The organism is uncultured Pontibacter sp., from assembly GCF_947502515.1.
Classification (GTDB): Bacteria; Bacteroidota; Bacteroidia; order Cytophagales; family Hymenobacteraceae; genus Pontibacter.
Map to the genome: position 1 here is coordinate 978,580 of NZ_CANNAI010000002.1, position 23,684 is coordinate 1,002,263.

Annotated in this window: 23 protein-coding genes and 1 tRNA gene; 16 read left to right on the forward strand and 8 right to left on the reverse strand. The window is 49.6% G+C overall.

The window, feature by feature from the left end; all coding sequences use genetic code 11:
- The first annotated feature begins 10 nt into the window (after nt 1-10).
- The 10 genes from Q1A54_RS08940 to lepB all read left to right on the forward strand — a co-directional run bounded on the left by Q1A54_RS08940 (nt 11) and on the right by lepB (nt 8,452).
- Nucleotides 11-610 (forward strand): hypothetical protein, encoded by a 600-nt coding sequence (locus Q1A54_RS08940; RefSeq protein ID WP_299986859.1) that lies wholly within the window; start codon nt 11-13, stop codon nt 608-610.
- A gap of 15 nt (nt 611-625) precedes the next feature.
- A complete protein-coding gene (locus Q1A54_RS08945) occupies nt 626-1,120 on the forward strand; it encodes a DUF6438 domain-containing protein (RefSeq protein ID WP_299986861.1) in 495 nt (164 codons plus the stop codon).
- A 559-nt stretch (nt 1,121-1,679) separates the two neighbouring features.
- Nucleotides 1,680-2,513 (forward strand): YsnF/AvaK domain-containing protein, encoded by an 834-nt coding sequence (locus Q1A54_RS08950; protein WP_299986863.1) that lies wholly within the window; start codon nt 1,680-1,682, stop codon nt 2,511-2,513.
- A gap of 181 nt (nt 2,514-2,694) precedes the next feature.
- Nucleotides 2,695-3,219: a YsnF/AvaK domain-containing protein gene (locus tag Q1A54_RS08955; protein ID WP_196119486.1), complete on the forward strand. Its 525-nt coding sequence runs from the start codon at nt 2,695-2,697 to the stop codon at nt 3,217-3,219.
- A gap of 325 nt (nt 3,220-3,544) precedes the next feature.
- On the forward strand, nt 3,545-4,225 hold the full coding sequence (locus Q1A54_RS08960) for a metal-dependent hydrolase (protein WP_299986865.1): 681 nt from the start codon (nt 3,545-3,547) through the stop codon (nt 4,223-4,225).
- Between the two features lie 7 nt (nt 4,226-4,232).
- Nucleotides 4,233-5,015 carry an AAA family ATPase gene (locus Q1A54_RS08965; protein WP_007654714.1) on the forward strand — a complete coding sequence of 261 codons (783 nt, stop codon included), beginning with the start codon at nt 4,233-4,235 and terminating at the stop codon, nt 5,013-5,015.
- Nucleotides 5,016-5,027: 12 nt separating this feature from the next.
- Nucleotides 5,028-5,945: a ParB/RepB/Spo0J family partition protein gene (locus Q1A54_RS08970; RefSeq protein ID WP_196119490.1), complete on the forward strand. Its 918-nt coding sequence runs from the start codon at nt 5,028-5,030 to the stop codon at nt 5,943-5,945.
- Between the two features lie 9 nt (nt 5,946-5,954).
- Entirely contained in the window at nt 5,955-6,620 is a 666-nt protein-coding gene (locus Q1A54_RS08975; RefSeq protein ID WP_299986867.1) for a DUF5683 domain-containing protein, read from the forward strand.
- The gene (dapB, locus tag Q1A54_RS08980) at nt 6,617-7,333 is read left to right on the forward strand and encodes a 4-hydroxy-tetrahydrodipicolinate reductase (RefSeq protein ID WP_299986869.1); all 717 of its coding nucleotides are present in this window, start codon (nt 6,617-6,619) and stop codon (nt 7,331-7,333) included. Before Q1A54_RS08975 ends, dapB begins: the two co-directional genes overlap by 4 nt.
- Nucleotides 7,334-7,351: 18 nt before the next feature.
- Nucleotides 7,352-8,452 carry a signal peptidase I gene (lepB, locus tag Q1A54_RS08985; RefSeq protein ID WP_299986871.1) on the forward strand — a complete coding sequence of 367 codons (1,101 nt, stop codon included), beginning with the start codon at nt 7,352-7,354 and terminating at the stop codon, nt 8,450-8,452.
- 675 nt (nt 8,453-9,127) lie between these two features.
- On the opposite strand, the gene ltrA is transcribed toward lepB, so the two are convergent.
- Nucleotides 9,128-10,414, reverse strand: a complete 1,287-nt coding sequence (ltrA, locus tag Q1A54_RS08990) for a group II intron reverse transcriptase/maturase (protein ID WP_007656026.1) — start codon at nt 10,412-10,414, stop codon at nt 9,128-9,130.
- A gap of 604 nt (nt 10,415-11,018) precedes the next feature.
- Between ltrA and Q1A54_RS08995 the strand changes: the two genes are divergently transcribed.
- From Q1A54_RS08995 to Q1A54_RS09005, 3 genes are read left to right on the forward strand one after another with little or no spacing between them, the layout of a single operon-like run.
- A complete protein-coding gene (locus tag Q1A54_RS08995) occupies nt 11,019-11,654 on the forward strand; it encodes a class I SAM-dependent methyltransferase (RefSeq protein ID WP_299986873.1) in 636 nt (211 codons plus the stop codon).
- 44 nt (nt 11,655-11,698) lie between these two features.
- On the forward strand, nt 11,699-12,064 hold the full coding sequence (locus tag Q1A54_RS09000) for a DUF2200 domain-containing protein (protein ID WP_299986875.1): 366 nt from the start codon (nt 11,699-11,701) through the stop codon (nt 12,062-12,064).
- A gap of 38 nt (nt 12,065-12,102) precedes the next feature.
- A complete protein-coding gene (locus Q1A54_RS09005; RefSeq protein WP_299986877.1) occupies nt 12,103-12,876 on the forward strand; it encodes an outer membrane lipoprotein-sorting protein in 774 nt (257 codons plus the stop codon).
- A gap of 214 nt (nt 12,877-13,090) precedes the next feature.
- Here Q1A54_RS09005 and ung read toward each other — a convergent pair whose 3' ends face one another.
- On the reverse strand, nt 13,091-13,753 hold the full coding sequence (ung, locus tag Q1A54_RS09010) for a uracil-DNA glycosylase (protein WP_299986879.1): 663 nt from the start codon (nt 13,751-13,753) through the stop codon (nt 13,091-13,093).
- A 99-nt stretch (nt 13,754-13,852) separates the two neighbouring features.
- On the opposite strand from ung, the gene apaG reads away from it, so the two are divergent.
- Nucleotides 13,853-14,239, forward strand: coding sequence for a Co2+/Mg2+ efflux protein ApaG (gene apaG, locus Q1A54_RS09015; RefSeq protein WP_007654728.1), 387 nt, complete (start codon nt 13,853-13,855; stop codon nt 14,237-14,239).
- Between the two features lie 219 nt (nt 14,240-14,458).
- A complete protein-coding gene (locus Q1A54_RS09020; RefSeq protein ID WP_299986882.1) occupies nt 14,459-15,244 on the forward strand; it encodes a class I SAM-dependent methyltransferase in 786 nt (261 codons plus the stop codon).
- On the opposite strand, the gene Q1A54_RS09025 is transcribed toward Q1A54_RS09020, so the two are convergent.
- The 3 genes from Q1A54_RS09025 to Q1A54_RS09035 form a co-directional block, all read right to left on the reverse strand.
- Nucleotides 15,241-16,017, reverse strand: coding sequence for a DUF695 domain-containing protein (locus Q1A54_RS09025; RefSeq protein WP_299986884.1), 777 nt, complete (start codon nt 16,015-16,017; stop codon nt 15,241-15,243). The two genes, Q1A54_RS09020 and Q1A54_RS09025, sit on opposite strands and share 4 nt — an antisense overlap.
- 73 nt (nt 16,018-16,090) lie before the next feature.
- Nucleotides 16,091-16,900 (reverse strand): 3-deoxy-8-phosphooctulonate synthase, encoded by an 810-nt coding sequence (gene kdsA / locus Q1A54_RS09030; RefSeq protein ID WP_299986886.1) that lies wholly within the window; start codon nt 16,898-16,900, stop codon nt 16,091-16,093.
- Nucleotides 16,901-17,245: 345 nt separating this feature from the next.
- Complete coding sequence (locus tag Q1A54_RS09035; RefSeq protein ID WP_299986888.1) at nt 17,246-17,839, reverse strand: methyltransferase domain-containing protein; 594 nt, start codon at nt 17,837-17,839, stop codon at nt 17,246-17,248.
- 76 nt (nt 17,840-17,915) lie between these two features.
- Here Q1A54_RS09035 and Q1A54_RS09040 point away from each other — a divergent pair, with 76 nt between their 5' ends.
- A complete protein-coding gene (locus tag Q1A54_RS09040; RefSeq protein WP_196119513.1) occupies nt 17,916-18,896 on the forward strand; it encodes a hypothetical protein in 981 nt (326 codons plus the stop codon).
- 371 nt (nt 18,897-19,267) lie between these two features.
- Here the strand turns inward: Q1A54_RS09040 and cphA are convergent, their stop codons facing one another.
- The 3 genes from cphA to Q1A54_RS09055 form a co-directional block, all read right to left on the reverse strand.
- Nucleotides 19,268-21,898: a cyanophycin synthetase gene (gene cphA / locus Q1A54_RS09045; protein WP_299986891.1), complete on the reverse strand. Its 2,631-nt coding sequence runs from the start codon at nt 21,896-21,898 to the stop codon at nt 19,268-19,270.
- Nucleotides 21,899-22,827: 929 nt separating this feature from the next.
- Nucleotides 22,828-22,898, reverse strand: a tRNA-Cys gene (locus Q1A54_RS09050).
- 125 nt (nt 22,899-23,023) lie between these two features.
- Nucleotides 23,024-23,386 (reverse strand): hypothetical protein, encoded by a 363-nt coding sequence (locus tag Q1A54_RS09055; protein ID WP_196119517.1) that lies wholly within the window; start codon nt 23,384-23,386, stop codon nt 23,024-23,026.
- Nucleotides 23,387-23,684 lie beyond the last annotated feature (298 nt).

The following is a 23,684-nucleotide window of genomic DNA, read 5'->3' on the forward strand; positions in this document are numbered from 1 at the left end:
TATTAAAAACATGCGAAAGAATACACTACCCTACCTCCTACTGCCACTTTCATTTGTGGCCATACTGGGAGCTGCCTGTCAGCAACAGACAGACGAAGAGAAGACCATTGCCAGCACACACCCTAAGCTGGAAGAGCACCTGCAACGTGACACGGTGCGCATGCCCATCACATCAGAAGAGAACCCGGAACTTTACCAGCGCTACCGCCTGCGTATGGAGGCTTACCAGAGCGACGAGGCGTTTCGGGTGCAGGAGACTTACCAGGGCCGCTTGGCTCCATTAGATGAAGCTAGCCATGCCGAAGCCCGGAAGTACCGCTCAGCCTTGCAGGAAGGCCTGAAACAAGGTATAAACTTTGCCGGCCAGTATACCGTGGTAACCGTTGGCTGCGGCACTACCTGCCAGGAGCACTATGTGGTGGACCGGCAGGATGGGAAAGTGCTTGACAAGGTACAGAGCAGCACAGGCGCACAATTTAGCCCGGACAGCCGTATATTTATAGTCAACCCGCCGGACTCTTCGCACAACTATGTGGATTGTCCTTACTGCGAACCAGCTGCCTATGTACTGGAACAGGGTAAGTTTCGCAAACTGCCTCAGGGGCAATAATGATAACTAACTGCCATGCACACACTACTCTTTCTGCTGAAATTAGGTCTGGGACTTGGACTGATCCTGGTGGCAAGTTGCAGTACTGCGCAGAAAAGTAGTGCCCAGGCGCAGGATGCTCCACTGCTGCATTTCCAGAAGACACCCTGCCTTGGCACCTGCCCCTCCTATGAGGCCACCTTTCTGGCGAATGGCAGCATACGCTATACCGGGTATAGCCATGTACCCGTTACAGATACAGTGACCTTCACCCTCACGCCCCAACAACTGGACGGAATACGCCAGGACATAGCAAAGCTGAACTATGCATCGCTGCAGGACATGTACCTCACCAACTGGAGCGACATGCCCTCCACCATTACCACATTCTATGAAGCGGGCAAAGAAGTAAAGCGAGTACAACAGGAAGAAGGTGGCCCGAAAACCTTGCTGGATTTCCAGGAGAGATTACATACCCTCCTCATGAGTCTGGCCGATGAGGAGGCGAAGCGAAGACTGCCCGTAAGATAAGACCCGACCATCCTAAATTTTACCTCTGCTTCCTTTACAAACTTCCTCTCTCCTGTTTCTCGCGAAACCGTTTCGCAATAGTGGCCCTTCCTGATACTATCCACATTTTCTGTGCTTGCATCTGAATAACACTAGGTTTAAATATAGGATTTAGCCTTCCTGTAATTTTGAAAAACCAATAACCAATCCCAACTGAGGCCGTAAAAAAACAAAGGGCCAACATAGAGCAGGTTATTTGAAAATTAATATTTATATATAAATTATTTTGAAATTTTCGCTTAACAGGCTAGGAGAAATGTTAATTCAGATTTAACTATATTAAAAAGTATCCTCGTCCTTGTGCTTCAAAACCTGGAAGCTCTTTTTGGAATATTTTGCAGGAAGAGTGCTAATTGACCGGCAGGCGCAAGGTTCTACTGTGGCCTTGATTTTAAAGAACAGAATGGGAACAAATTTCCCACTGAGCATACTAACAGAAAACATTTACCGGGTAGTCGAGTCCCCGGGCCTTCAAGAAGGCATAAGCACTCTTAATATGAAACTTAACACACACATAACTATGGAACGACAAACGGTAATAGGCATTTTTAAAGAAGGTATAGACGCACAGGCTGCGGTGCAGAAGTTGGAGAGCACGCATCATATCGGCCGCGATAAAGTAGATATAGCGAATCCTGCCTCTGCTTCAGCGAGGCAAGTAGGCAGTACCAGAGATAAAGACAATGATAATGTAAGTGGTTTCTTTGGCTCTTTGTTTGGCCAGAACGACGACGCAAACAAACATACACAGGCTGCCCGCAAAGGTTGGGTAGTAACGGTACACGCCGATTCCCGCCAGCAGGCAGAGAAAGCCGCTGAAGTACTGGACTCATGTGGCGCAGTGGATGTAGACGAGCATGTGGCACAGAATAACCCTCAGGCCGGTACAGCCAGACCACCACAGGGCACAGCCCAGACCAATACCGGGCGAACAGGTGACTCTAGCCAGTCTATTCCGATTATGGAGGAGCGTATGAACGTAGGTAAACGTGAAGTAGAACGTGGCGGTGTGCGCATGAGAAGCCGCATTGTGGAGCGCCCGGTAGAAGAACATCTGCGTTTGCGTGAGGAACATGTTGATGTAGAGCGTAACAAAGTAAACCGCCCTGCAACAGACCGCGACTTCCAGAACTTCAAGGAAGGAGAGATTAACATTACAGAACGCGCTGAGGTGCCTGTAGTGAACAAAGAGGCCCGCGTAGTGGAAGAAGTGAAGATCAACAAGCACACAGAGCAGCGTGACGAAACTGTAAGAGGTACCGTACGCAAGACTGATGTGGACATTGACAAATTAGACAAAGACAAAGACCTTCGCAACCCGGGTAACAAGCCCGGCAACCCTCGTAATATATAGGGAAAGGTTTTGTAGATAAGGCAAGAGGCAGTCATCATGTGGCTGCCTCTTGCTGTTTTACAGAAAGGACAGAGCTAAACAACCTCCGCAAAGCAATGAACTATCCCCTGCCCTGCCCGTACAATCTGAGACATTAGAACCGATAGAAGCGTATCCCCTTCACCACAAATAGCCCATAACTATGAGCAAGAAATCAGACAAACTTAAATCAGAATTTGACGAGAAGCTACGCGAAAGTCGCACCACCCCGCTGGAAGAGCGGGACATTCAGGACGAATATGGCCGTGACGAGCGGGAGAACCTGGATGTAGACATTGAGTACAGCAAGACGATACCTGTGATTGAAGAGCAGGTGCGGGTAGACACTGAAGTCAGAGAGACAGGCAACGTGCACATTGCCAAGGAAGTCCACCGCGAGGATGTGGACCTGGACCTGCCCATCATACATGAGGAAGCGGAAATAGAACGCGTCGAAATAAACCAGTATGTCGACACACCCCCACCGCCGGTACGCTACGAGGGCGATAAGATGATCATACCTGTGCTGAAGGAAGTGCTGGTTGTGGAGAAGCGCCTGCTGGTGGTAGAGGAGATACACGTTACCAAGCGGCGCACCGAAGAGCACGATAAACAGCACGTGGAGCTGCGCCGGGAAGAGATCAGGGTCGAGCGGAAAAGAAACAATCCGAACGAACCGCAAGGCTGAACCCTGCCCGGGTATGAGGTATAAAACAGGGGCTGTTCAAAATAAATAGTTCCACGGAGCGTTGTAATATAAACGAACCACCGAAGCAAGCGGGTCCGGCAGCTGATGAAGCTGCCGGACCCGCTTGCTTTTACAGCCCTAAAATGCACATATCCTATGGATAGCCACTTCGCAGGGACCTTGTTCCGGAATGTGGATAACCCCCAAAATCGTGGATAAAAATATACGCCGCCGAGCGTGGAACATCATACGTTCTGCGCAAAAAACTGTATCTTTGTAAAAGTTCTATACCCAATTCGGGCTAACAGATTAAAAAATGCAAACTATGGAAATAACGTATTACGGACAGTCCTGCTTTCTTTTCAAAATCGGTGAGCACCGCATTCTACTCGACCCGTTCATCTCGCCAAACGAACTGGCCAAAGACATTGACGTGGACAGCATCAAAGCTGATTACATACTGCTCTCGCACGGTCATCAGGACCACGTGCATGACGCGGAGCGCATCGCAAAAAATAACGGTGCCACCATTGTAGCCAATTTTGAGATCGCGAGCTGGTATGAGGAGAAAGGTATAGAGAAGACCCACCCGATGAACACCGGCGGCAAGGTGACCCTGCCGTTTGGCACCGTGAAAATGGTGAACGCCGTGCATTCCAGCTCCCTGCCAGATGGCACTTATGCGGGAGTAGCAGCCGGATTTGTGGTGGAAACAGAGAATCAGACATTTTATTTTGCCGGCGATACGGCCCTCACCTACGACATGAAGCTCATACCTGAGCAGTATGATGTAGACTTCGCCCTGTTACCGATTGGTGATAACTTCACTATGGACATCCACGATGCCCTGGTAGCAGCTGACTTTGTGCAGGTAGACAAGGTGATTGGCATGCATTACGACACTTTCCCTTATATCAAAATAGACCATGAGGAAGTGAAGGAAGTGGCGCAGATGGCCGGCAAGGAACTAATATTGATGGAGATAGGTCAGACTATAAACCTATAATTTTTAGATGGGAAAAATAATAGCGGTTGCAAACCAAAAAGGTGGCGTAGGCAAGACCACCACAGCCATAAATCTGGCTGCGAGCCTGGCAGCCCTCGAATTTAAGACATTACTCGTCGACGCAGACCCGCAGGCTAACGCCACATCGGGCCTCGGCTTCGACCCGGCCAGCATCAGCAGTAATATCTACGAGTGCATGGTAGGGGAAGCGAATATAGAAGACATCATCCTGAAATCGCCTAACCTGGAGACCCTGGATCTGATCCCTTCGCACATCGACCTGGTGGGCGCTGAGGTGGAGATGATCAACATTCCGAACAGGGAGGAGAGAATGCGCGAAGCACTGGCTCCGCTCAAGGAGGTGTACGACTTCATCATTATCGACTGTTCGCCTTCACTGGGCCTGATCACGGTAAACTCGCTTACGGCAGCCGACTCGGTGGTGATACCCGTTCAGTGTGAGTATTTTGCGCTGGAAGGTTTGGGCAAACTGCTCAACACGATCAAAATCATCACGACGCGCCTGAATACGGAGCTGGCCATTGAGGGCATCCTGCTGACGATGTATGATGTGCGTCTGCGCCTGAGCAACCAGGTGGTGGAAGAGGTGAAAACGCACTTCCAGCAAATGGTGTTTGATACGATCATCCCGAGAAATGTGAAGTTGAGCGAGTCTCCGGGTTATGGTATACCTGCCATTCTGTACGATGCAGAAAGCAAGGGTGCCATGAGCTACCTGAACCTCGCCCGTGAGATAGCAGAGAAGAACAGCGTTGCGCTGGCGAAATAACCTTACGATTACATGTCCGATAACAAGAAACCAGTACCAACACGCAAGGGAGGCCTTGGCAGAGGCCTTGGCTCTCTCCTGGAGGGTAACAAATACACTGGCAAAACAGCCGAATCTACCACCGTTAACGAAGTCAATACCATCGCAGATATAGCTATTGATCAAATTCAGACGAATCCTTACCAGCCCCGTACGCATTTTGACCAGACGGCGCTGGAAGAACTGGCTGAGTCTATCCGGATACAGGGCATTATTCAGCCTATCACCGTTCGTCAGCTTGACCAGAACAGCTTCCAGCTGATATCGGGTGAGCGCCGCTACCAGGCCGCCAAAATGGCTGGCTTGACCGAAATTCCGGCTTACATCCGCAAAGCCGATGACCAGCAGATGCTGGAGATGGCCCTGATCGAGAACATTCAGCGCGAAAACCTGAACGCCATCGAGATTGCCCTCTCCTACCAGCGCCTGCTTACCGAGTGCAGCCTGAAGCAGGAAGAACTGGGCGACCGCGTGGGCAAGAAGCGCACGACCGTGACCAATTACCTGCGCCTGCTTAAATTGCCACCCGATATCCAGATCGCACTCCGCGACAACGTGATCAGCATGGGCCATGCCAGAGCGCTGATCAACATCGACACGATCGACAAGCAGTTGGAGATTTTCCGTAAGGTAGTGGCGGAGGAACTGTCGGTGCGCAAGGTGGAAGAATTGGTACGCAATGTGCAGAATGCCAGTAAAAAGCCTGATCCGCAACAAAAACTGGTCTTCAACAGGTATGATGAAGAGTTGAAGGGAGTAGAGAAAAAGCTTTCTTCGCAATTTGGCACCAAGATTCTGGTGAAAGCCAACAACGATGGCAAAGGTGAGATTAAGATCCCGTTTGTATCGGTGGACGAGCTGAACCGTATATTGGAGATTCTGAACTACTAAGAGAACAGCATGAGGTTAGCGCCTGGTATAGCATTATTTGTGGCATTACTCTTTTCGCAGCTGCTGCCGTCGCAGGCCAGGGCGCAAGTTGTCACATCCGGACCGGACTCGGTTTTGGTGCTAACTTCCGAAGCTGACACCACGCAGCAAAAGCAGTTTTTTCTGAGCGGCTTCAAAAACCTGGGCCGTCCTGGCCGTGCCGCCCTTTTCTCGGCTGTCATACCCGGGGCAGGTCAGGTATACAACGGTGCCTGGTGGAAGGTGCCCATCATTTATGCCACTGGCGGTGTGCTGGGCTACTTTATTATCGACAACAACAACAAGTACCAGGACTTCCGGACGGCACTGAATATACGCACAGGGCGTAGTAACCAATTTATTCAGGTATACGACTCCTACTACGATGACCCTATATATGGTGCTGATGTGCGAAACGGGACTCAAAACCTGCGTGTGAGCCGCGATTTTTACCGCCGCAACCGTGACCTGACCATCATCATATCGGTGCTGGCCTATGGCATGCAAATAGCAGAAGCCTACGTGCATGGCCACCTGCGCGAATTTGACGTGAGCGATAACCTGAGCCTGCGTGTGCAGCCCGATGTTTTCCGCACACCTGCCACCAACGGCGTTACGCCCGGTCTTACCCTTACTTTATATACCCGAACTAAATGAGAATCCTATTGATAGGCTATGGCAAGATGGGGAAAACCATTGAGCAGATGGCCCTTGCCAAAGGTTACCAGATAGCTGGCACCATTGACCATACCAACGCCGAAACACTAAGCAGCTATACCGCTGAGAACACGGATGTAGCCATTGAATTTACCCATCCGGAAGCAGCCTTTGGCAATATTTCTTACTGCCTCACTCAAGGTATACCGGTGGTTTCAGGCTCTACAGGCTGGCTGGACAGGTATAGCGAAGCCGTGCAGCTGTGCAACGAAAACAAAGGCGCTTTCTTCTATGCTTCGAATTATAGCGTGGGCGTTAATTTGTTTTTCCATTTTAACGAATATATTGCCAGTAAAATGCAGGTTTATAAGGAGTACAGCGTCTCTATCCGCGAGATTCACCACCTCCAGAAGGTCGACAAGCCAAGTGGCACCGGTATAACCACAGCCGAAGGTATACTGTCCAGCTTCCCTGACCTGCAAGGCTGGGCCGCTGACGATGATTCGGATAAGTCGAAGCTGAATATTATTTCGGAGCGTGAGCCGGATGTGGTAGGTACCCACATCGTGACCTACGAATCGGAAGTAGACAAAATAGAACTGGGCCACATTGCCCATAGCCGTGCCGGATTTGCCGAAGGCGCCTTGATGGCAGCCGAGTGGCTCAAAGACCGCCAGGGTGTGTACGGCATGAAGGACATGCTCAACCTGTAGAAACAAAACGCTTTATAGATGAAAGTTAAGTTTTGGGAGAAGAAGCCCGCTAACAAGGCGCCTAAAAAGAAAAAGAGCTTTGCGCGTGAGTGGGGCGATGCCATTTTATTTGCTGTTATCGCGGCCAGTTTAATCCGCTGGGCTACTTTTGAGGCTTATACCATCCCGACACCATCCATGGAGAAGTCGCTGCTGGTAGGAGACTTCCTGTTCGTGAGCAAACTGCACTACGGTCCGCGCACCCCGATCACCCCACTGCAGGTGCCACTGACGCACCAGACCATTTGGGGAACGAACATCCCCTCCTACTCCGATGCGATTCAGTTGAAGTCATACCGCTTGCCAGGCTTTTCTGAGGTACAGCGAAACGACGTAGTGGTATTCAACTATCCTCCGGAAGAGCATCACCCGGCTGACCTGCGCACCAATTACATCAAGCGTTGCATCGGTATAGCCGGCGACTCCATCGAGATCCGCGACATGCAGGTATACATCAACGGACAGATGGCAGAGAACCCGGACAAAATGCAGTATAAGTACTTCCTTTCTACAGAGCAGCGCCTGGCAGAGAAGTTCTTTCTGGAGCGTGACATTACCGATGTGATCCAGTGGCAGGGTGGCTACATCGTAGATACCTCTCCTGAGAAAGCCAAAGCTCTTGCTCAGCTTGATTTCATCAAAGAAGCAACGCTCCTGATGGACGAAGCAGGTAAAGGCGATGCAGAGGTATTCCCGCATGTGCCGAGCAAATACGAATGGAACAAAGACAACTTCGGTCCGCTATACATCCCGAAAGAAGGCGTAACCGTAGCTATTACACCTGAAACGCTTCCTTTTTATGAAAAGGTGATTCTGGGTTATGAGCGTAACGAAAACGCTGAGGTACGTGACGGCAAGCTATACTTGGACGGTGCTGAAGCCACAAGCTATACCTTCAAGCAGGATTACTACTTCATGATGGGCGATAACCGCCACAACTCCCTCGACTCCCGCTACTGGGGCTTTGTACCCGCTGACCACATTGTGGGCAAGGCTGTGATGATCTGGATGTCCACCGACCCATATGGCAGCTTCCTCAATAAAATCAGATGGAGCCGATTGTTTAAGACGATCGAGTAAGGTATAGAGAGTTATAATAATGAAACCGCCAGCTCTTCTCAGAGCTGGCGTTTTTTTGTTTTAGGGTATAGTGAGAGGACGCAAATATTGTATATTTGATATAGTGATAAAGGAGCTTCTGCATTCAGGCCTGACTAGCTCTACACATAGTGCAGCTAGTAGGAGTAGGTACTCCTTATAGCAGGTAGTTAGGGTGTATTTCGATTAAATTATAAACTAGAATGATATTTTTAGATACTCTTTATCTTGCTTGTTGTAATTTTTACAAGAGAAGAGAACCAAATGATTATAGAATCAGTGGTTTAATCTTATTAACTCTTATAGTTCTCTGTAACTTAACTTTGATACTATTTATAATTCAGGAAAACAGCCAGATTTTCGCTAAGAATCAACTTTATGAAAACCGATACTACATTATTGTTGGGACTATTCTAGTTTTTGCTGTTTTATTTTATCTCAGATATTTTAAGGTAACAGGATACGATGAAATTTATAGCAGATTAAATTCTCTAAAGGAAACACAGAAAAATAGTCTCTATTTAATAGCTATAATTTATATGCTAGCATCTGTTGTGACTTTCATTGGATATGCAGCTTGGATAGGATACAACTAAAACAAAACGCTCCCTAATCGAGTAGACGGCCCCGCCAGTATTAATTGACGGGGTGCGCCTCTCACACCACTGTACAAGCGGGTCTCGCATACAGCGGTTCGTTAAGTTGTGGAGCTACTTTCCTGTAGTAGTCAAGCAATGATTCATACCCTCTCTTAGCCAGCCTTTTCACCGTTACCGTTGTGATCAGCATCGGGCTTTGAGCCACCGCCCAGCCTCCTTTCCTGGTTCTGCTCCAGGCATAAGCCTGACCCTTCGGGACACCCAGCCGAATTAGGTTCTTCCTTTTCCGTTCGGGCTTTTTCCAGTCGTGCCAGATGCAGTGCCGGAGCCGATTTCGTATCCAGCTGTCCACTTCTTTGAGCTTGCCCTGGATACTGGCCATGCGGAAGTAGTGGACCCAGCCTCTTTGGGCCTCCTTCAGTTCCCGGATACGCTCCTCAAAAGAGCAAGGCGTGGTTTTGCGGGTGATGGCCTTCAGCTTCTGCTTGAGCCTGTCCCACCCTTTCTTTGCCACCACCAGCTGGTAGCGGCCCTTGTCGCCTTTCCTGTAGGTGGGCACAAAGCCGTGGCCCAGCATTTGGAAATCCACAGGCCTGCGGATACCCGACTTCTCCATGTTGATAGGCAGCCTGAGCCTGTCCCGCAGGAACAGGAACACGGCGTTGCCTACCTTTCGGGCAGTGTCTTCACTTTCGGTGTAGACGCTGAAGTCATCGGCATAGCGCACGTAGCGCAGCTGTTGCCGCTCCAGCTCCTTGTCCAGCTCGTGGAGCGTGATGTTGGAGAGCAGTGGCGAGAGCGGGCTTCCCTGCGGCACGCCCTTCCGGCGCTTGACCAGTCTCCCTTTGATAAGAATGGGAGCCCGGAGCCACTTGCGGATCAGGCGCAGGGTCAGCGGGCACTTTACCTTCCGGTAGAGCAGTTGCAGCAAGAGGCAGTGGTCCACCTCGTCAAAGAAGTTGGCAAGGTCGATGTCCACGATGTGCTGATAGCCTTCGTGGATGTAGCCGTGCGCCTGCTGCAGGGCCTGGTGGGCGCTGCGGTTAGGGCGGAAGCCGTAGCTGCGCTCTTTGAACTCCAGTTCAAAGAGCGGAGTGAGCACCTGATTCACGGCTTGTTGCAGTACCCGGTCGGTGACGGTGGGAACGCCCAGCAGGCGAATCTTACCGTTGCCCTTGGGTATTTCCACTCCTAGGATAGGAGAAGGCAGGTACCTGCCGTTGCAAATATCAGTGGCGATGGCGTCCCTGTTTTGTTTCAGGTGCGCAGCCAGCTGCTCCACGGGCATACCGTCCACGCCCGCCGAACCTTTGTTGGCCACAACGTGTGTGTATGCTTTAAGCATGTTGCCCCGGTGGAGTATCTTCTCTATCATCTCTGCTTGTACTACAGTACTTATAATCTCTTCTCCCGCTTAAGGCAGGGCTGGCTAAAGCCTCCCTGCCGAATTTGGGAAAACTTAACGTTTGGTCCTTGAGTAGCCTGTGAGGCCTCCGGGTTCTTCCCGGCTCGTTGCCGCTACCTACTACGACCGCTGCTGACTTCTCCCTATGTTCACGACACCGGGAGACCTCCCCAGGTAAGAGCACCTTCCTTCCTCCGATTCCTGCTGCATCTACACAAAGTCGTTTGTTGGTCAGGGGCGTTGCAAAGAGGTGCTTGTTTACCCACGACTTCCTGCCTCTTATGCAGTTTCTGTCCGTCAGTACCGGATTTTGCAGTCCCGCTTTCTTCACTGCCGCCTCACGGCCAGCCAGCTTGCGGCTTGCTAACAGGCTTCACCAACTCGCCTGTAAGGGACTTGCACCCTCTGGAATAATATGATACCTTTAGTATCAGGTGCCCATACTGGGCGCACACCACACCCATAAGCCAGCTACGCCGCCTTATGGCCAAGTCCGTTACAACAACCATAACTAAACATCTGCATATCCATTTACTCTACTAATATGACAGAATTCTGGGAATCGAGTTTTCGGGACAAACAGACTATGTGGGGATTTGAGCCTGCTGATTCTGCTGTTTCAACCCTGGCACTGTTTCAGAAACACGGCTTAAAAGACATCTTAATTCCAGGATTCGGCTATGGTAGAAATGCGAAGCTTTTTATTGACCATGGTTTAAACGTAACCGGTATCGAAATATCAGAAACTGCTATAGGTATAGCCAAAAGCCATTTTGGAGAAAGCATGCAGGTATACCACGGCTCTGTCAGCGATATGCCGTTCGACCAGAAGTTCTATGATGGTATCTTCTGCTATGCTTTAATCCATCTGCTGGATGCAAAAGAAAGGGAGAAGCTGATCCGTGATTGTTATAGCCAGCTCAGTCCAAACGGCTATATGGTTTTTGTAGCTATATCCAAAAATACCCCTACTTACGGGGAAGGCAAGAAATTGAGTAGGGACAGGTTTGAAACCAAGCATGGTGTCAACCTTTTCTATTATGATCAGACTTCAGTAGAGCAGGAGTTTGGTCCATTTGGATTGTTTGAGGCCACGGAGGTAGAAGAACCCGCAAAGTATACGGAAAACAAGCCTTCACAGAAATTCTGGCTGATAACCTGCAGAAAACAAGCAGCATAAAAAACCAGAGACTACATATACAACAAGCGATCAGAATACGAGATATGAAGCCTACACCAGAGCACGATGAGCGCATGGCAAAATTGACATTTGCATCGGTATATCCCCATTACATCACAAAAGTAGAGAAGAAGGGCAGAACGAAAGAGGAACTGCATCAAGTGATAACCTGGCTAACGGGTTTTGGCGACCAGGAACTGCAAGAACTTATTGACGAGAAAGTAAGCTTTGAAATATTTTTCAATCGCGTTAACTTAAACCCGAATGCGCAGCTTATAACAGGCACCATTTGCGGCTATCGCATCGAAGAAATTGAAAATCCTGTTACCAGACAAGTGCGGTATTTAGACAAGCTGGTAGACGAACTGGCGAAAGGTAAAAAAATGGAGAAAATCCTGCGAACCGCCTGAAAGAGTGAATCCCTAATAACCTAACTATAAATAAAACCGTGAAAAAAAACCAACTCCCCCGCATCCTTTACCTACTCCTCCCCTTCCTCACTCTAGCCTGTACTCAAAAGATGAACATCACCGCCAGTAAGCCCCAAACCGGTCAGCAAGTGATTGAAGCCATGTACCGCCACTGGGAAAACAAATGGTACCCGAACTTTGCCTTCGACCAGCGGGCCATTTTCTACAAAGATGACCAAGTGAGCCGTGAGGAAATCTGGCAGGAAATCTACAGTTATCCGGCAAATCTGCACATCCGCTTCGATGGCTTTGAGACTGGCAACGGCGTGGTCTATAACCAAGACACTGTTTATACCTTTAAAGAAGGACAGATGGTGAGTAAGCAGTACTCCATACACCCGCTCGTGCTGCTGAGCTTTGATGTCTACTTCTACGATCCTGCCACCACTAGCAGTAAGGCACAGGAGCTGAACTTCGATCTAAGTCAGGTTACAGAAGCCGACTGGCAGGGCCGTTCTGCCTATGTGGTAGGCACCTCTGATCCGAATAACCAGAGCCGCAATCAGTTTTGGGTAGACAAGGAGAACCTGTATGTAGTGCGCGTATTAACAAACAGCAAAGGCGTAGCACGCGATGTGGAGATGAACAACTACCAGGAGATCGAGGGAAATATGGTCGCGACGGAGATCGTCTTTAAAAACAATGGCCAGCTGTTTCTGCGTGAAGAATATTTTAATATTTCCTTTCCTGAAAAAATAGACCCGAGCTGGTTTGATCCGGCACAATTCACAACGACGAATTGGAAGCAATAACATTCATGCAGCAGTTCGAAGATATAGGACGTACACGTTCGTGATCAAGTAAATAGGGGCTTTAGGCCCCTATTTTATTTATACTTTAATGGCATTTCGACCCTAGGGAGAAATCTGGTGTATGAGCGTTAGAGTCCATCCAGATCTCTCCTATCGTCGAGATGACAACGTGTGGTTGGATGTCTTAATGAAGCGCACCGGGAATTAAAGACAACTACCAATCAATCGGCTCTTTGCCCTGTTGCTTCAGGTACTCGTTGGCTTTGCTGAAGTGGCGGGTACCGAAGAAACCGCGGTCAGCGGCGAAAGGTGACGGATGGGCTGCTTTGAGTACCAGGTGTTTGCGTTCATCAATGAAAGCTCCCTTTTTCTGGGCATAGGCCCCCCAGAGCATAAACACCACCCCTTCTTTCAGATTATTTACTTTGCGTACGACGGCATCAGTGAACTCTTCCCAGCCTTTTTTCTGGTGAGATCCCGCATCGCCGGCACGCACTGTGAGGGTGGCGTTTAGTAATAAAACGCCCTGCTCGGCCCAACGCTCCAAATTACCGGTAGCTGGCAGGTCCTTGCCGAGGTCGCTTCTGATTTCTTTGAAGATGTTGACGAGCGAAGGCGGGATACGAATACCATCTTTCACCGAAAAAGCCAATCCATTCGCCTGATTAGGACCATGATAGGGGTCCTGCCCTAAAATAACTACTTTTACCTGATCGAAGGGACATCGCTCGAAAGCATTGAAAATCTGGTTACCGGGCGGGTAAACTTTTTGAGAGGTGTACTCGTCTTTAACAAAAGACACGAGGTCTTTGAAATAGGGTTTTTCAAATTCTTCTTGCAAGATATTTTGCCAGCTTTCTTCTATCTTTACGTTCATGAGAGTCAGTAGGGGTATCGGGTTTGCTTGGTAACAGGTATCAGGAGCCCGGAAGGCTATACCTGAAACAGATTCTAATTATACAAAAAACTCTGTAACATGGATACAAAAACTACAGAAGGAGTAAAAGTAACGGTTACGACCAACTACCTGCCCGATTACTCCAGTCCGGTACAGCAGCACTTCGTATTTGCTTACAAGATCAGTATAGAAAATAACAGTGAGTTCACAGTCAAGCTTTTACGCCGCCACTGGTACATACACGACGCCACTGGCACCATGCGTGAAGTGGAAGGCGAAGGTGTAGTAGGACAGCAACCTGTACTGGAGCCCGGCGAGTCGCATGAGTACGTGTCAGGCTGCAACCTGAAGACAGGTATGGGCAAAATGCGCGGTACTTACCTGATGGAGCGCATGGTCGACGGCAAGCAATTCCATGTAACTATACCTGAGTTTTCACTCATTGTGCCTTATAAGTTGAATTGATTTTTGATTTGCTAAATTGTTGATTTCGCTATACCTATTTAATTGTTGATTCAGCAATACCAGCATACTTAGTGACTTATCTATACCTGAAATAATTGTTTCATTGTTAATTCGCTTATACCTTTAAATTTGTAGTTTCTAACAATCTGTGGTAATCACTGAAAGATTGCTCACATTGTGAAACAACAATTTAACCATCAACAATTTAACAATTAAGTTTTGCTCCCCTTCCACCTTGCGGCTAATTACCTGCTTTACCGCCTCAGGGCTTTTAAGCTGCACGGAGTCCACTCCCCTTTCGTATTTGATCTGTACCACCATGTGATCCTGCACGATGGGGACTACTATGCCTATCCGCTGATTGAAGATTTGCGTGCTTCGCTGCTAGTTGAGGATCGGACTATACCTGTCACCGATTTTGGAGCGGGGCCCAAGGCCGGACTGAAGAAAGACCGCAAAATCAGCTACATTGCCCGTACCTCAGCCAAACCAGCCAAATATGCCCAACTGCTTTTCCGGTTGGTAGCACATTTCCAACCTAAGACCATCTTTGACCTAGGCACCTCCCTGGGCATCACTACCTCATACCTGGCCATGGGACATAAACAGGCCAAGCTTTATACCTTCGAAGGATGTCCGTCTATCGCTTCAGAAGCGAGAATGAACTTTGAGAAGCTGGGACTACGGCACGTGCAGCAGGTCATCGGAAATTTAGATGATACACTGCCACAGCAATTGCAGAAAGTAGAGCAGTTGGACTTTGCGTTCTTCGACGGAAACCATCGCTACGAGCCTACCATGCGTTATTTCGAAGCCTGCCTCAGCAAGCAGCATGAACACAGCGTGTTCGTAGTGGATGACTTGTATTGGTCGGCGGAAATGAAGCGGGCCTGGCAGGCGATCAAGCTACACCCACAGGTATGCCAAACGGTTGACCTGTTTTATATTGGTTTGGTGTTCTTCCGCAAATCCCAACCGAAAGAGCATTTTACGCTGCTGTATTAAGCGTTTTCTTTCACCACCTGCGCCTGCCAACCGCCATACACCCCGTTAAACGCCTCAGCTAACTGCCACAGTCCTAAGGTAGTGGTATGGATCTCCTCCTCGGTAACACCCTGCACTTTCGCAATGATGATGCTAAAAGGGACATCTGACTCGTTTTGGTTCTCCCCCTCCTGCACCAAGGTATAGCCGGCTCCCTCTGATTCACTTTTGAAGGCGGTGCGGTCTTCCTCAGTCGCGAAACTAACGAAGTGTGATACAGAACGGGGAATATGATGCTCGTCTCCCTGCTCTTCCATCATGCGCAGAATACGGCTGTTTCGGATGCTTTGCATATCAGCAGGCTCCGGAAACAGGAAGTCCAGGTATAGGCCCCAGTCGCTATCAAGTAGGTTATTCGCTGCAAAGGTATAATTCGGAAACTGCTGCATGACGTTGGTAGCAATTACCTCCGGCAATGCTTCCTGTCCGCTGTAGAAGTAAAAGCTGCGTTTGCCGTCGTGCAGCAGTTTGCCTACAAAGGCTGCTTGCAGGGAGTTCTGAAACGCCTCCACCAGTGCTTCCTCTATCGCCTCGAGCTGCTCCCACTCAGCTTCGTCAGCCGGAAAACCATCGGCATCGGGCTGCTGCAGCGCCACGACAAGTTCAAAAGCGCGGTGCTGTTCAGGTATAGGAGCCAGGTTTTCAAAAGCCAGATCGACGCTCACACAGGCAGGGCGGTCGTTGATGTCGCAGAAATAAACTTCCCACTCGGGGGTATGGGCAGGTACGGTCATAGGTATAATCTGAAAGAAATAAGGAGAGCATCAACCACGGTCAATGCTCTCCTTTGATACGTTAAAAGGCTGCTTAGCGAATAGCCTGGCGAATACGCACTAATTTCTGGAGCAAGCCTTCGAGCTGGTCAAGTGGCAGCATGTTGGCTCCGTCCGATTTCGCTATCGATGGCTGCGGGTGCGTTTCGATGAACAGGCCATCGGCTCCCACCGCAATAGCTGCTTTGGCAATCGTCTCGATCAGGGCTGGTTTGCCACCCGTCACACCGGAGCTTTGGTTCGGCTGCTGCAGCGAGTGCGTCACGTCCATCACCACTGGTACACCGTTCGTCTGCATTTCAGGCAGGTTGCGGAAGTCCACCACCATATCTGAGTAGCCAAAGCTGTTGCCGCGGTCGGTTAGGATCACTTTGTCGTTACCGGACTCGCGTACCTTATCCACTGCAAAGCGCATGGCCTCGCCTGACAAAAACTGTCCTTTTTTGATGTTTACTACCTTGCCTGTTTTAGCGGCTGCCACGAGCAGGTCGGTCTGACGGCACAGGAAAGCAGGAATCTGGAGCACATCCACATACTCAGCAGCCATAGCCGCCTCATTGCTCTCGTGAATATCCGTTACGGTTGGTATATCAAAAGTCTGGCTTACCTTCTGCAGGATGCGCAGCGCCTTCTCGTCGCCTATACCTGTAAATGAGTCCAGGCGGGATCGGTTGGCTTTGCGGTAAGAGCCTTTGAAGATCAAGGGAATCTCCAGCTTGTCGGTAATGGTAACAAGTCGCTCGGCTATCTGCAGGGCCATTTCCTCGCCTTCAATAGCGCATGGGCCAGCCATCAAAAAGAAGTTGCCAGAGTCTGTATGCTTTAATTTCGGTATTTCGAACATAGTCAATTGCTTGGTTTATACCTTTCGGTCTGCAAATTTAGTCAGATGCAGGGGAATTAGGAAATGAGTGAGTGAGCGAATTAGTGATTGAGTGAGTTGGTGTTTATCTGAATCAGGATTTACAGCATTTAAGGATTCACAGGATTCTCTCTGTTGATTGTACGTTAAATTAATCCTGAACATTACGAAATCAATTGTTCTACTAGATCAATCCTGAAAATCCATTAATCCTGTAAATCCTTGGGGTAGGGGCCCTATATAAAGATTCAGACAAATTATACCTGTGCACGATTCGGACAGGTCACGACCTGTCCCAACGAAATCAAACAAATCCCCTTCTAACTCTCAAACTCCCAACCTCCTCAACTCAATAAACAGTTCCCTCCCCTGCCTTGGCGGAATGGAGTTGTAGGCTGTTTCGAAGTGGAGAAACTCGAAATATGGCTCAAAGTATGTTCGGTACTCTTCGCGACTGCCGCCGAAGGGTGGACCAGAGTGCTCGAAGGTAGTGTCGAAAAGGAGGCCGACCAGTTTCCCGCCAGGCACAAGTAAATTAGCGCATTGGCGGGCATAGTCGGTACGTAGCTTTGGGTCGATGGCGCAGAAAAAGGTTTGCTCTACGATCAGATCATATTTGCCCCCGAGCTCAAAGAAGTCCTGAAGCAGCAATTGATCCTTGGGGAAGTCCGGCACCCGTTCGGAGAAGTGCTGTAGTGGCGCCTCGGCAACATCAACTATACAGGTATGTATAAAACCTTTACGGAACAAATATTCCGCTTCGTATGCGTTGCCGCATCCCGGAACCAGTATGCGTTGCCCTGTGTTAGGCATCTGATTGAAATATTCGCGGAGTGGCGGCGTTATAGCCCCAACATCCCAACCCGTCTGGCCCAGTTGGTAGCGGTTTTGCCAGTAGTCGGCATTAAATTCTTGTTTCATCTTGTATGATAATAGCTCAAAAGTCTTAAATTTGAAACTTGCATACGCACCATTCCAGGCAGCAAAAGCTTAAAATATGAGTACGCTGGAAAAAAAAGACACCCAAAAAGAACATCAGCCCATGAACCCTTCTGAAAAAAGAAGCAACCGCAAACTCCTGATTAGTGGCCTCCTTGTCATCCTGATCAGCATTAACGGCATCCTGCTTTACATGAATTATCAGAAAAAAGAGAAAAACGAGGAGCAGGCCGAGGTGATCCGTGTGAAAGATAAAGAACTGGAGAACCAGATAAAAGTTTACGAAGCCCTGAAGGCTGATTTTGAGCGCCAGAGCCAGGAACTGCAGGCGATGGGTCTCGAGAACGATTCGCTGGAGGCACAGATCGCGTCTATTTCTTCCGACCTGAATGAGCTGCGAGGTTTCCGCAAGAGCAGCTACAGCCTGGCTGACCAGCGCCGCTTCCGCGACCGTGCGCAGGCTTTTGAGCAGCAACTGAAACAGAAAGACCAGGAAATCGCTACGCTTAAGCAGGATAATGAAGTGCTCTTCACAGAAAATACATCGCTGAAAACCACGCAGAACCGACTGAGCGATAGCCTCACCACCATGAAGACCACCAACGAAACGCTGGTAGAGAAGGTAAAAGTGGCCTCGAGACTCGAAGCACAGCGCATGAATGTTTTTGCGGTAAATAAGCGCGGCAAAGAGCTGGATGACAAGAACAATGAATTCAGAATGAGAAACGTGGAGAAGATCCGCGTGACGTTTAACCTGGGCAAGAACGATGTAGCACCACGTGAACCAAAGACGATTTACATGCGTCTGATCGAGCCGGATGGCGCCGCCCTGTATAATCTTTCTACTGGTTCAGGCTCGTTTGAGATTGACGGTGAGGACATGTACTACACCGCTAAGCGCGACATAGTGTTTGATAACACGCAGCAGCAGGTGAGCTTTGTTTACAACAAGAACGCAGAGTATAAGAAAGGCCAGCATACCATTGAGCTGTATGCTGACGGCTTCCTGATCGGATCAACTAACTTTGTGCTGAAATAACACTTAAACCCTAAAGTCTGAAAGCCCCTGCCCTTAGGCCGGGGCTTTTTTTGTAAACAACGTCGCCGTTTTGGGAGTAGGTTTGTTTCATGCATGAAAACTATCACCTAGGACTTGATACAGCGAATTTCCAGAAAGTGATGTAGCGCGTATGACGGCTAAGTCATTCGTTTCAAAGTACAGCCTCCGTGCGGACAGGTCGCGACCCGTCTGCACAATCGCATCAAGAATCTAACAATTCAGTCATCAACAATTTAACAATCAACATGTAAATCCATAAAAAAAACCCTATCCTGAGGAAAGGGTTTTAGTCCATCGTTCACATGAAATTCTCTAACGCAGGCGTTAGAATTTAATCAACAAGAAAATTTTTACTCCACCAGCATACTGCTGCGGTGCTGTATTACTTTAAAGCTCTCCACCATTTTCACCGATTCGTGGACGTCTTCCGTGAAAATCGCTACAAAGGACTCTGGCTCGGCATTTTCCAGCGCATAGGCGATGGCACGCATCTCTTCCGGAATCACCTTCACTTGCTTATGTGGCGCCACGTCTTCTATACCTTGCATCATCGGTAAAGTGATCTCCTCAGGCGTCTTCCCGCGCAGGTCGGTGTCGAGGCGAATGATGATCTCGTCAAAGATCTCGCCTGCCACTCGCCCTATCTCGTAGAAATCTTCTGTCCTGCGGTCGCCAACGCCAGCGATGACACCAACCTTGCGCGTCACGTCCAGATCTTCCATAAAGCCGCCGATGGCTTTCAGACCGCCCACGTTGTGCGCGTAGTCCACGAGCACCTCGAAGTTCGGGAACTGGAACAGGTTCATGCGGCCCGGCGTTTTGTCCGGTGAAGGTATGAAGGTGCGCAGGGCACGCTTAATGTCTTCTATGTCAAAGTGCGATACATAGCCAGCCAACGCAGCAGCCAGTATGTTCTCTATGTTAAATTTCGCTTTTCCTCCAAAAGTCAGTGGCACGTCAGCCACTCGATCTATCCGGATCTTGTAGCTGTTTTTGAAGATCGAGATATACCCGTTTTCAAAAACCGCCGCCAGTCCCCCTTTGGCAATGTGCTTGAGTATGCGCGGATTGCTCTCGTCCATACTAAAGAAAGCTACCTTACATTTCAGCTCCTCCGCCATCGCATACACCAGGTCATCATCCGCGTTCAGAATGGCGTAACCATCTTTGCTCACGCTCTTCGGGATCACCGACTTCACCTTCGCAAGGTCCTCCAGCGTATGGATGTCACGCAGGCCCAGGTGGTCGGAGCTTACGTTCGTCACAATGCCAATATCGCACTGATCGAATCCCATACCTGAGCGCAGTAAGCCTCCCCGGGCGCATTCCAGCACTGCAAAGTTCACGGTCGGGTCCTTGAGCACAAACTGTGCACTGTAAGCCCCTGTCGTATCGCCCTTCTCGAGCAGCTTGTCCTGTATGTAGATCCCCTCAGTAGTGGTATACCCAACCTGATAACCCTTGCTCTTGACCATATGCGCAATCAGGCGTGTGGTGGTAGTCTTGCCGTTGGTACCCGTCACAGCCACAATCGGGATGCGGGCGGGCTTGCCATGCGGAAACAGCATATCGATCACTGGCTCGGCCACGTTACGTGGCAAACCGTACGTTGGCGAAATGTGCATCCTGAAACCAGGGGCTGCATTTACCTCCAGTACAGCACCTCCTGCTTCGTTAAGCGGGATAGCAATGTCAGTTGTCATCACGTCGATGCCGCAGATATCCAGCCCCACCAGACCGGCAATTCGCTCGGCCATCAGGATGTTGTAAGGATCTACTAAGTCAGTAACGTCAGTTGCAGTGCCTCCAGTACTTATGTTCGCCGTACTTTTCAGGTATAGCACCTCCCCTTCGGGCAGAACAGACTGAGTAGTAAGGTCTTTAGCCTTTAAAATATTTTTGGTGTGCTGATCAATTTTTATGCGGGTCAGGGCCTTTTCGTGCCCTACTCCCCTACGCGGGTCTTTGTTCTCCAGGTCGACCAGCTGCTTGATCGTGGAGACGCCGTCACCGGTTATCATAGCCGGAGTGCGCTTAGCGGCTGCCACAAACTTTTTGTTTATGACCAGCAGGCGGAAGTCAAAACCCTGAATGTAGCGCTCTACCAGCACGGCCTCCGAGTATTTCTGAGCGGCTGCCAATCCTTTGACCGCGTCTTTCCAGTTCGTGATGTTGATGGTAGCGCCTTTGCCATGGTTGCCGTCCAGCGGCTTAAGCACCAGTGGGTACCCCAGCCTGTCAACGGCTCGCTTCAGCTCCTCCTGATCATACACAGTAGTGCCATTGGGAACAGGTATACCCGCTTCCTCGAGCAGTTCTTTGGTGGCGTTCTTGTCACCGGCTATCTCCACGGCAAAGCAGGCAGTGCCGCAGGTCATGGTGGCCTGTATGCGCTTCTGGTTTACGCCATACCCCAGCTGTATGAGCGAGTGACGGTTGAGGCGGATATAAGGTATGCCACGGCTCTGCGCCTCTGATACAATTGAGTAAGTGCTCGGTCCGAAATACTCGTCTTCCCGGATCTGGTGCAGCCTGTCGATGTCTTCGTCAAGTTTATACTTCTCTCCTTTAATGAGCGCTTCCGTAATGCGCAAGGCAGCATGGGCCGCGTACTCACCGGCGCGCTCTTCCTGGTATGAGAAAATAACGAAATGCGTACCCTGCTCGTGGGCCATGTAACAGCGCCCGTAGCCGCTCTCCATACCGGCCTGAGTTTGTAGCTCCAGCGCGATGTGCTGCACGACGTGAGCGAAGGTAGTGCCTTCCTCCACCGATTTAAAGAAACCGCCTTCCACGCCCGCAGCAGCCCGGTGGGCATACATTTCGGGGAGCAGTCGATTGAGTCGGTTAGCGAAGCCGGGCACTTCTTGGGTAAGGGTATCAGCCAGTTCTTCCAGGTCTAGCTTGAGTACGATAATTTTGGGATGCTCAACAGACCAGAAATTTGGTCCGCGCATGATGCGCAAGTCTGTAATCTTCATGGGAATGGGTAAGCAGCTTGTTTTGCCTGTCAGCTATGTTGTAGGTGTTGAGAGATACAGCAATAGTAGAATTGCCTGCTTGCAATACGTTATACGTTGACAAAGGATATAGCCGCTTTTGAAAATTTAGTACGCTTGAAAGGAAGCTATTCGGAATTAGCTACTTAGGTACAGGAAAGCGTTCAGACAGGTTGGAAAGCTTAGTTGAGTGCTTCGGGAATGAATATGATTCCCCTGCCCCTCTTGAGAGTAGGATCGTTTCATTCCACAAAAACTTGTTCCAAGATCACTGCCATTCTGTTAAGAAACTTGGTTGTATGGGTGATAAGCCGCTGCTAGTTGCGGGGATAGGGGCCCTCTTCACCAAGATCCCTACGGGATGACAAAAAAGAAGAATGAAAAGCACTACACCCAAAAGGGGAATTGGGAACGATTGTCATCCCCCTGCCCCCTTCGAAGGGGACTCTTGCTGTTTCTGTCACACAGCAGGTATAGCGCTGTAGCTTGCATTTTACTATACCGGGTCCAACCACCCCTACCCCTCCTTATCCAAGGAGGGGAGCTTCTGCTACTGCCACATTACAGGTATAAGCCTTGTAGCATCTGTCACGTAACACTGGCAGGTATAGCAAGACTAACTCGCACGCTCACAATGAAACAAACCACAGCGCCATGTGCGCAAACGAAGATTTTTTGTTTGAGCGGTCAGCGAGTTCAAAATCGTCTTGATTTTTTTGCTTACTTTTTTCATCAAGGAAAAAAGTAAGGCCCGCCCGGCCAGGGCAAACAGTGCCCGCCGCACAGGCGAAGCTATGAAACAACACTGCTATACCTTCAGCCGCCGCTTTGCAAAAAAGCAAACTTCCTCAAGAAGGGAGAGGACAAAAAAAAATCGCCCGGTCAGGTATACCGACCGGGCGATCAAGAAGAGGTAACGAGCGGATTCGAACCGCTGTAGCAGCTTTTGCAGAGCTGAGCCTAGCCACTCGGCCACGTTACCCTGATTGGAGTGCAAATATAAGCAGAGAAGTATGCTTGTCAAACAATCAGGTCATATTTTTTAAACGCCAATAGGTATAGCGTTCATAATAAGCCCCTTATTTTTCAATACAACTGTTGCGATTTCTATTTTGGAAGCGGTGCTCCTACAGGTATAGCGCAATCGTGACCTGGCTGACCGTGCGGCGGGTTGGTACCGGCAGCAACAGAACCAGACACTTGCGGCTGGAATGCAGGCTGCGGTGCAGTCAATTTAGGCTGTGCCGGCAAATCAAGTGGAGCGCCCACTTCGATGTCGCAGCGGTGACCAGGCTGGCCATGCGCAGGATTCAAGGCAACAGTGCCCGCTGGAGTAGCTGTTGCAGCGTTCGTGTTAGCTGGCGCGGTAGTTGGCTGGGTTGTAGCTGTTTCAGCTTTTTTATTGTCTTCTGAGCAAGCGCTAAAACCGATCAGGGCAGCAGCCAGCAGTACGTTAACGGTGGTTTTCATGCAATGATTTAATAAGGTGTGCGGCCTTCTGCACCTGCCATCCATTTGGCAGACCAGGGCGCTTTTGTTACAACCGACAAGCTACCAAAAAGGTGCCGCAAAACCAAAATCCTTCCGACATACGGTCAATTCTGCCTGTCTAAAAACTCCTTCCGCGTACCATAACTTTATCACTCCTTTCCGGGTATATTCAGGAAAACCTCTATGCGCTTCCGCCTTTGTCCGGAACACATGCTGCCTGACTGCCGTACCCGGACTTGTTAAGGCTGCACGCATAGCACTTATCCATTACAATAAC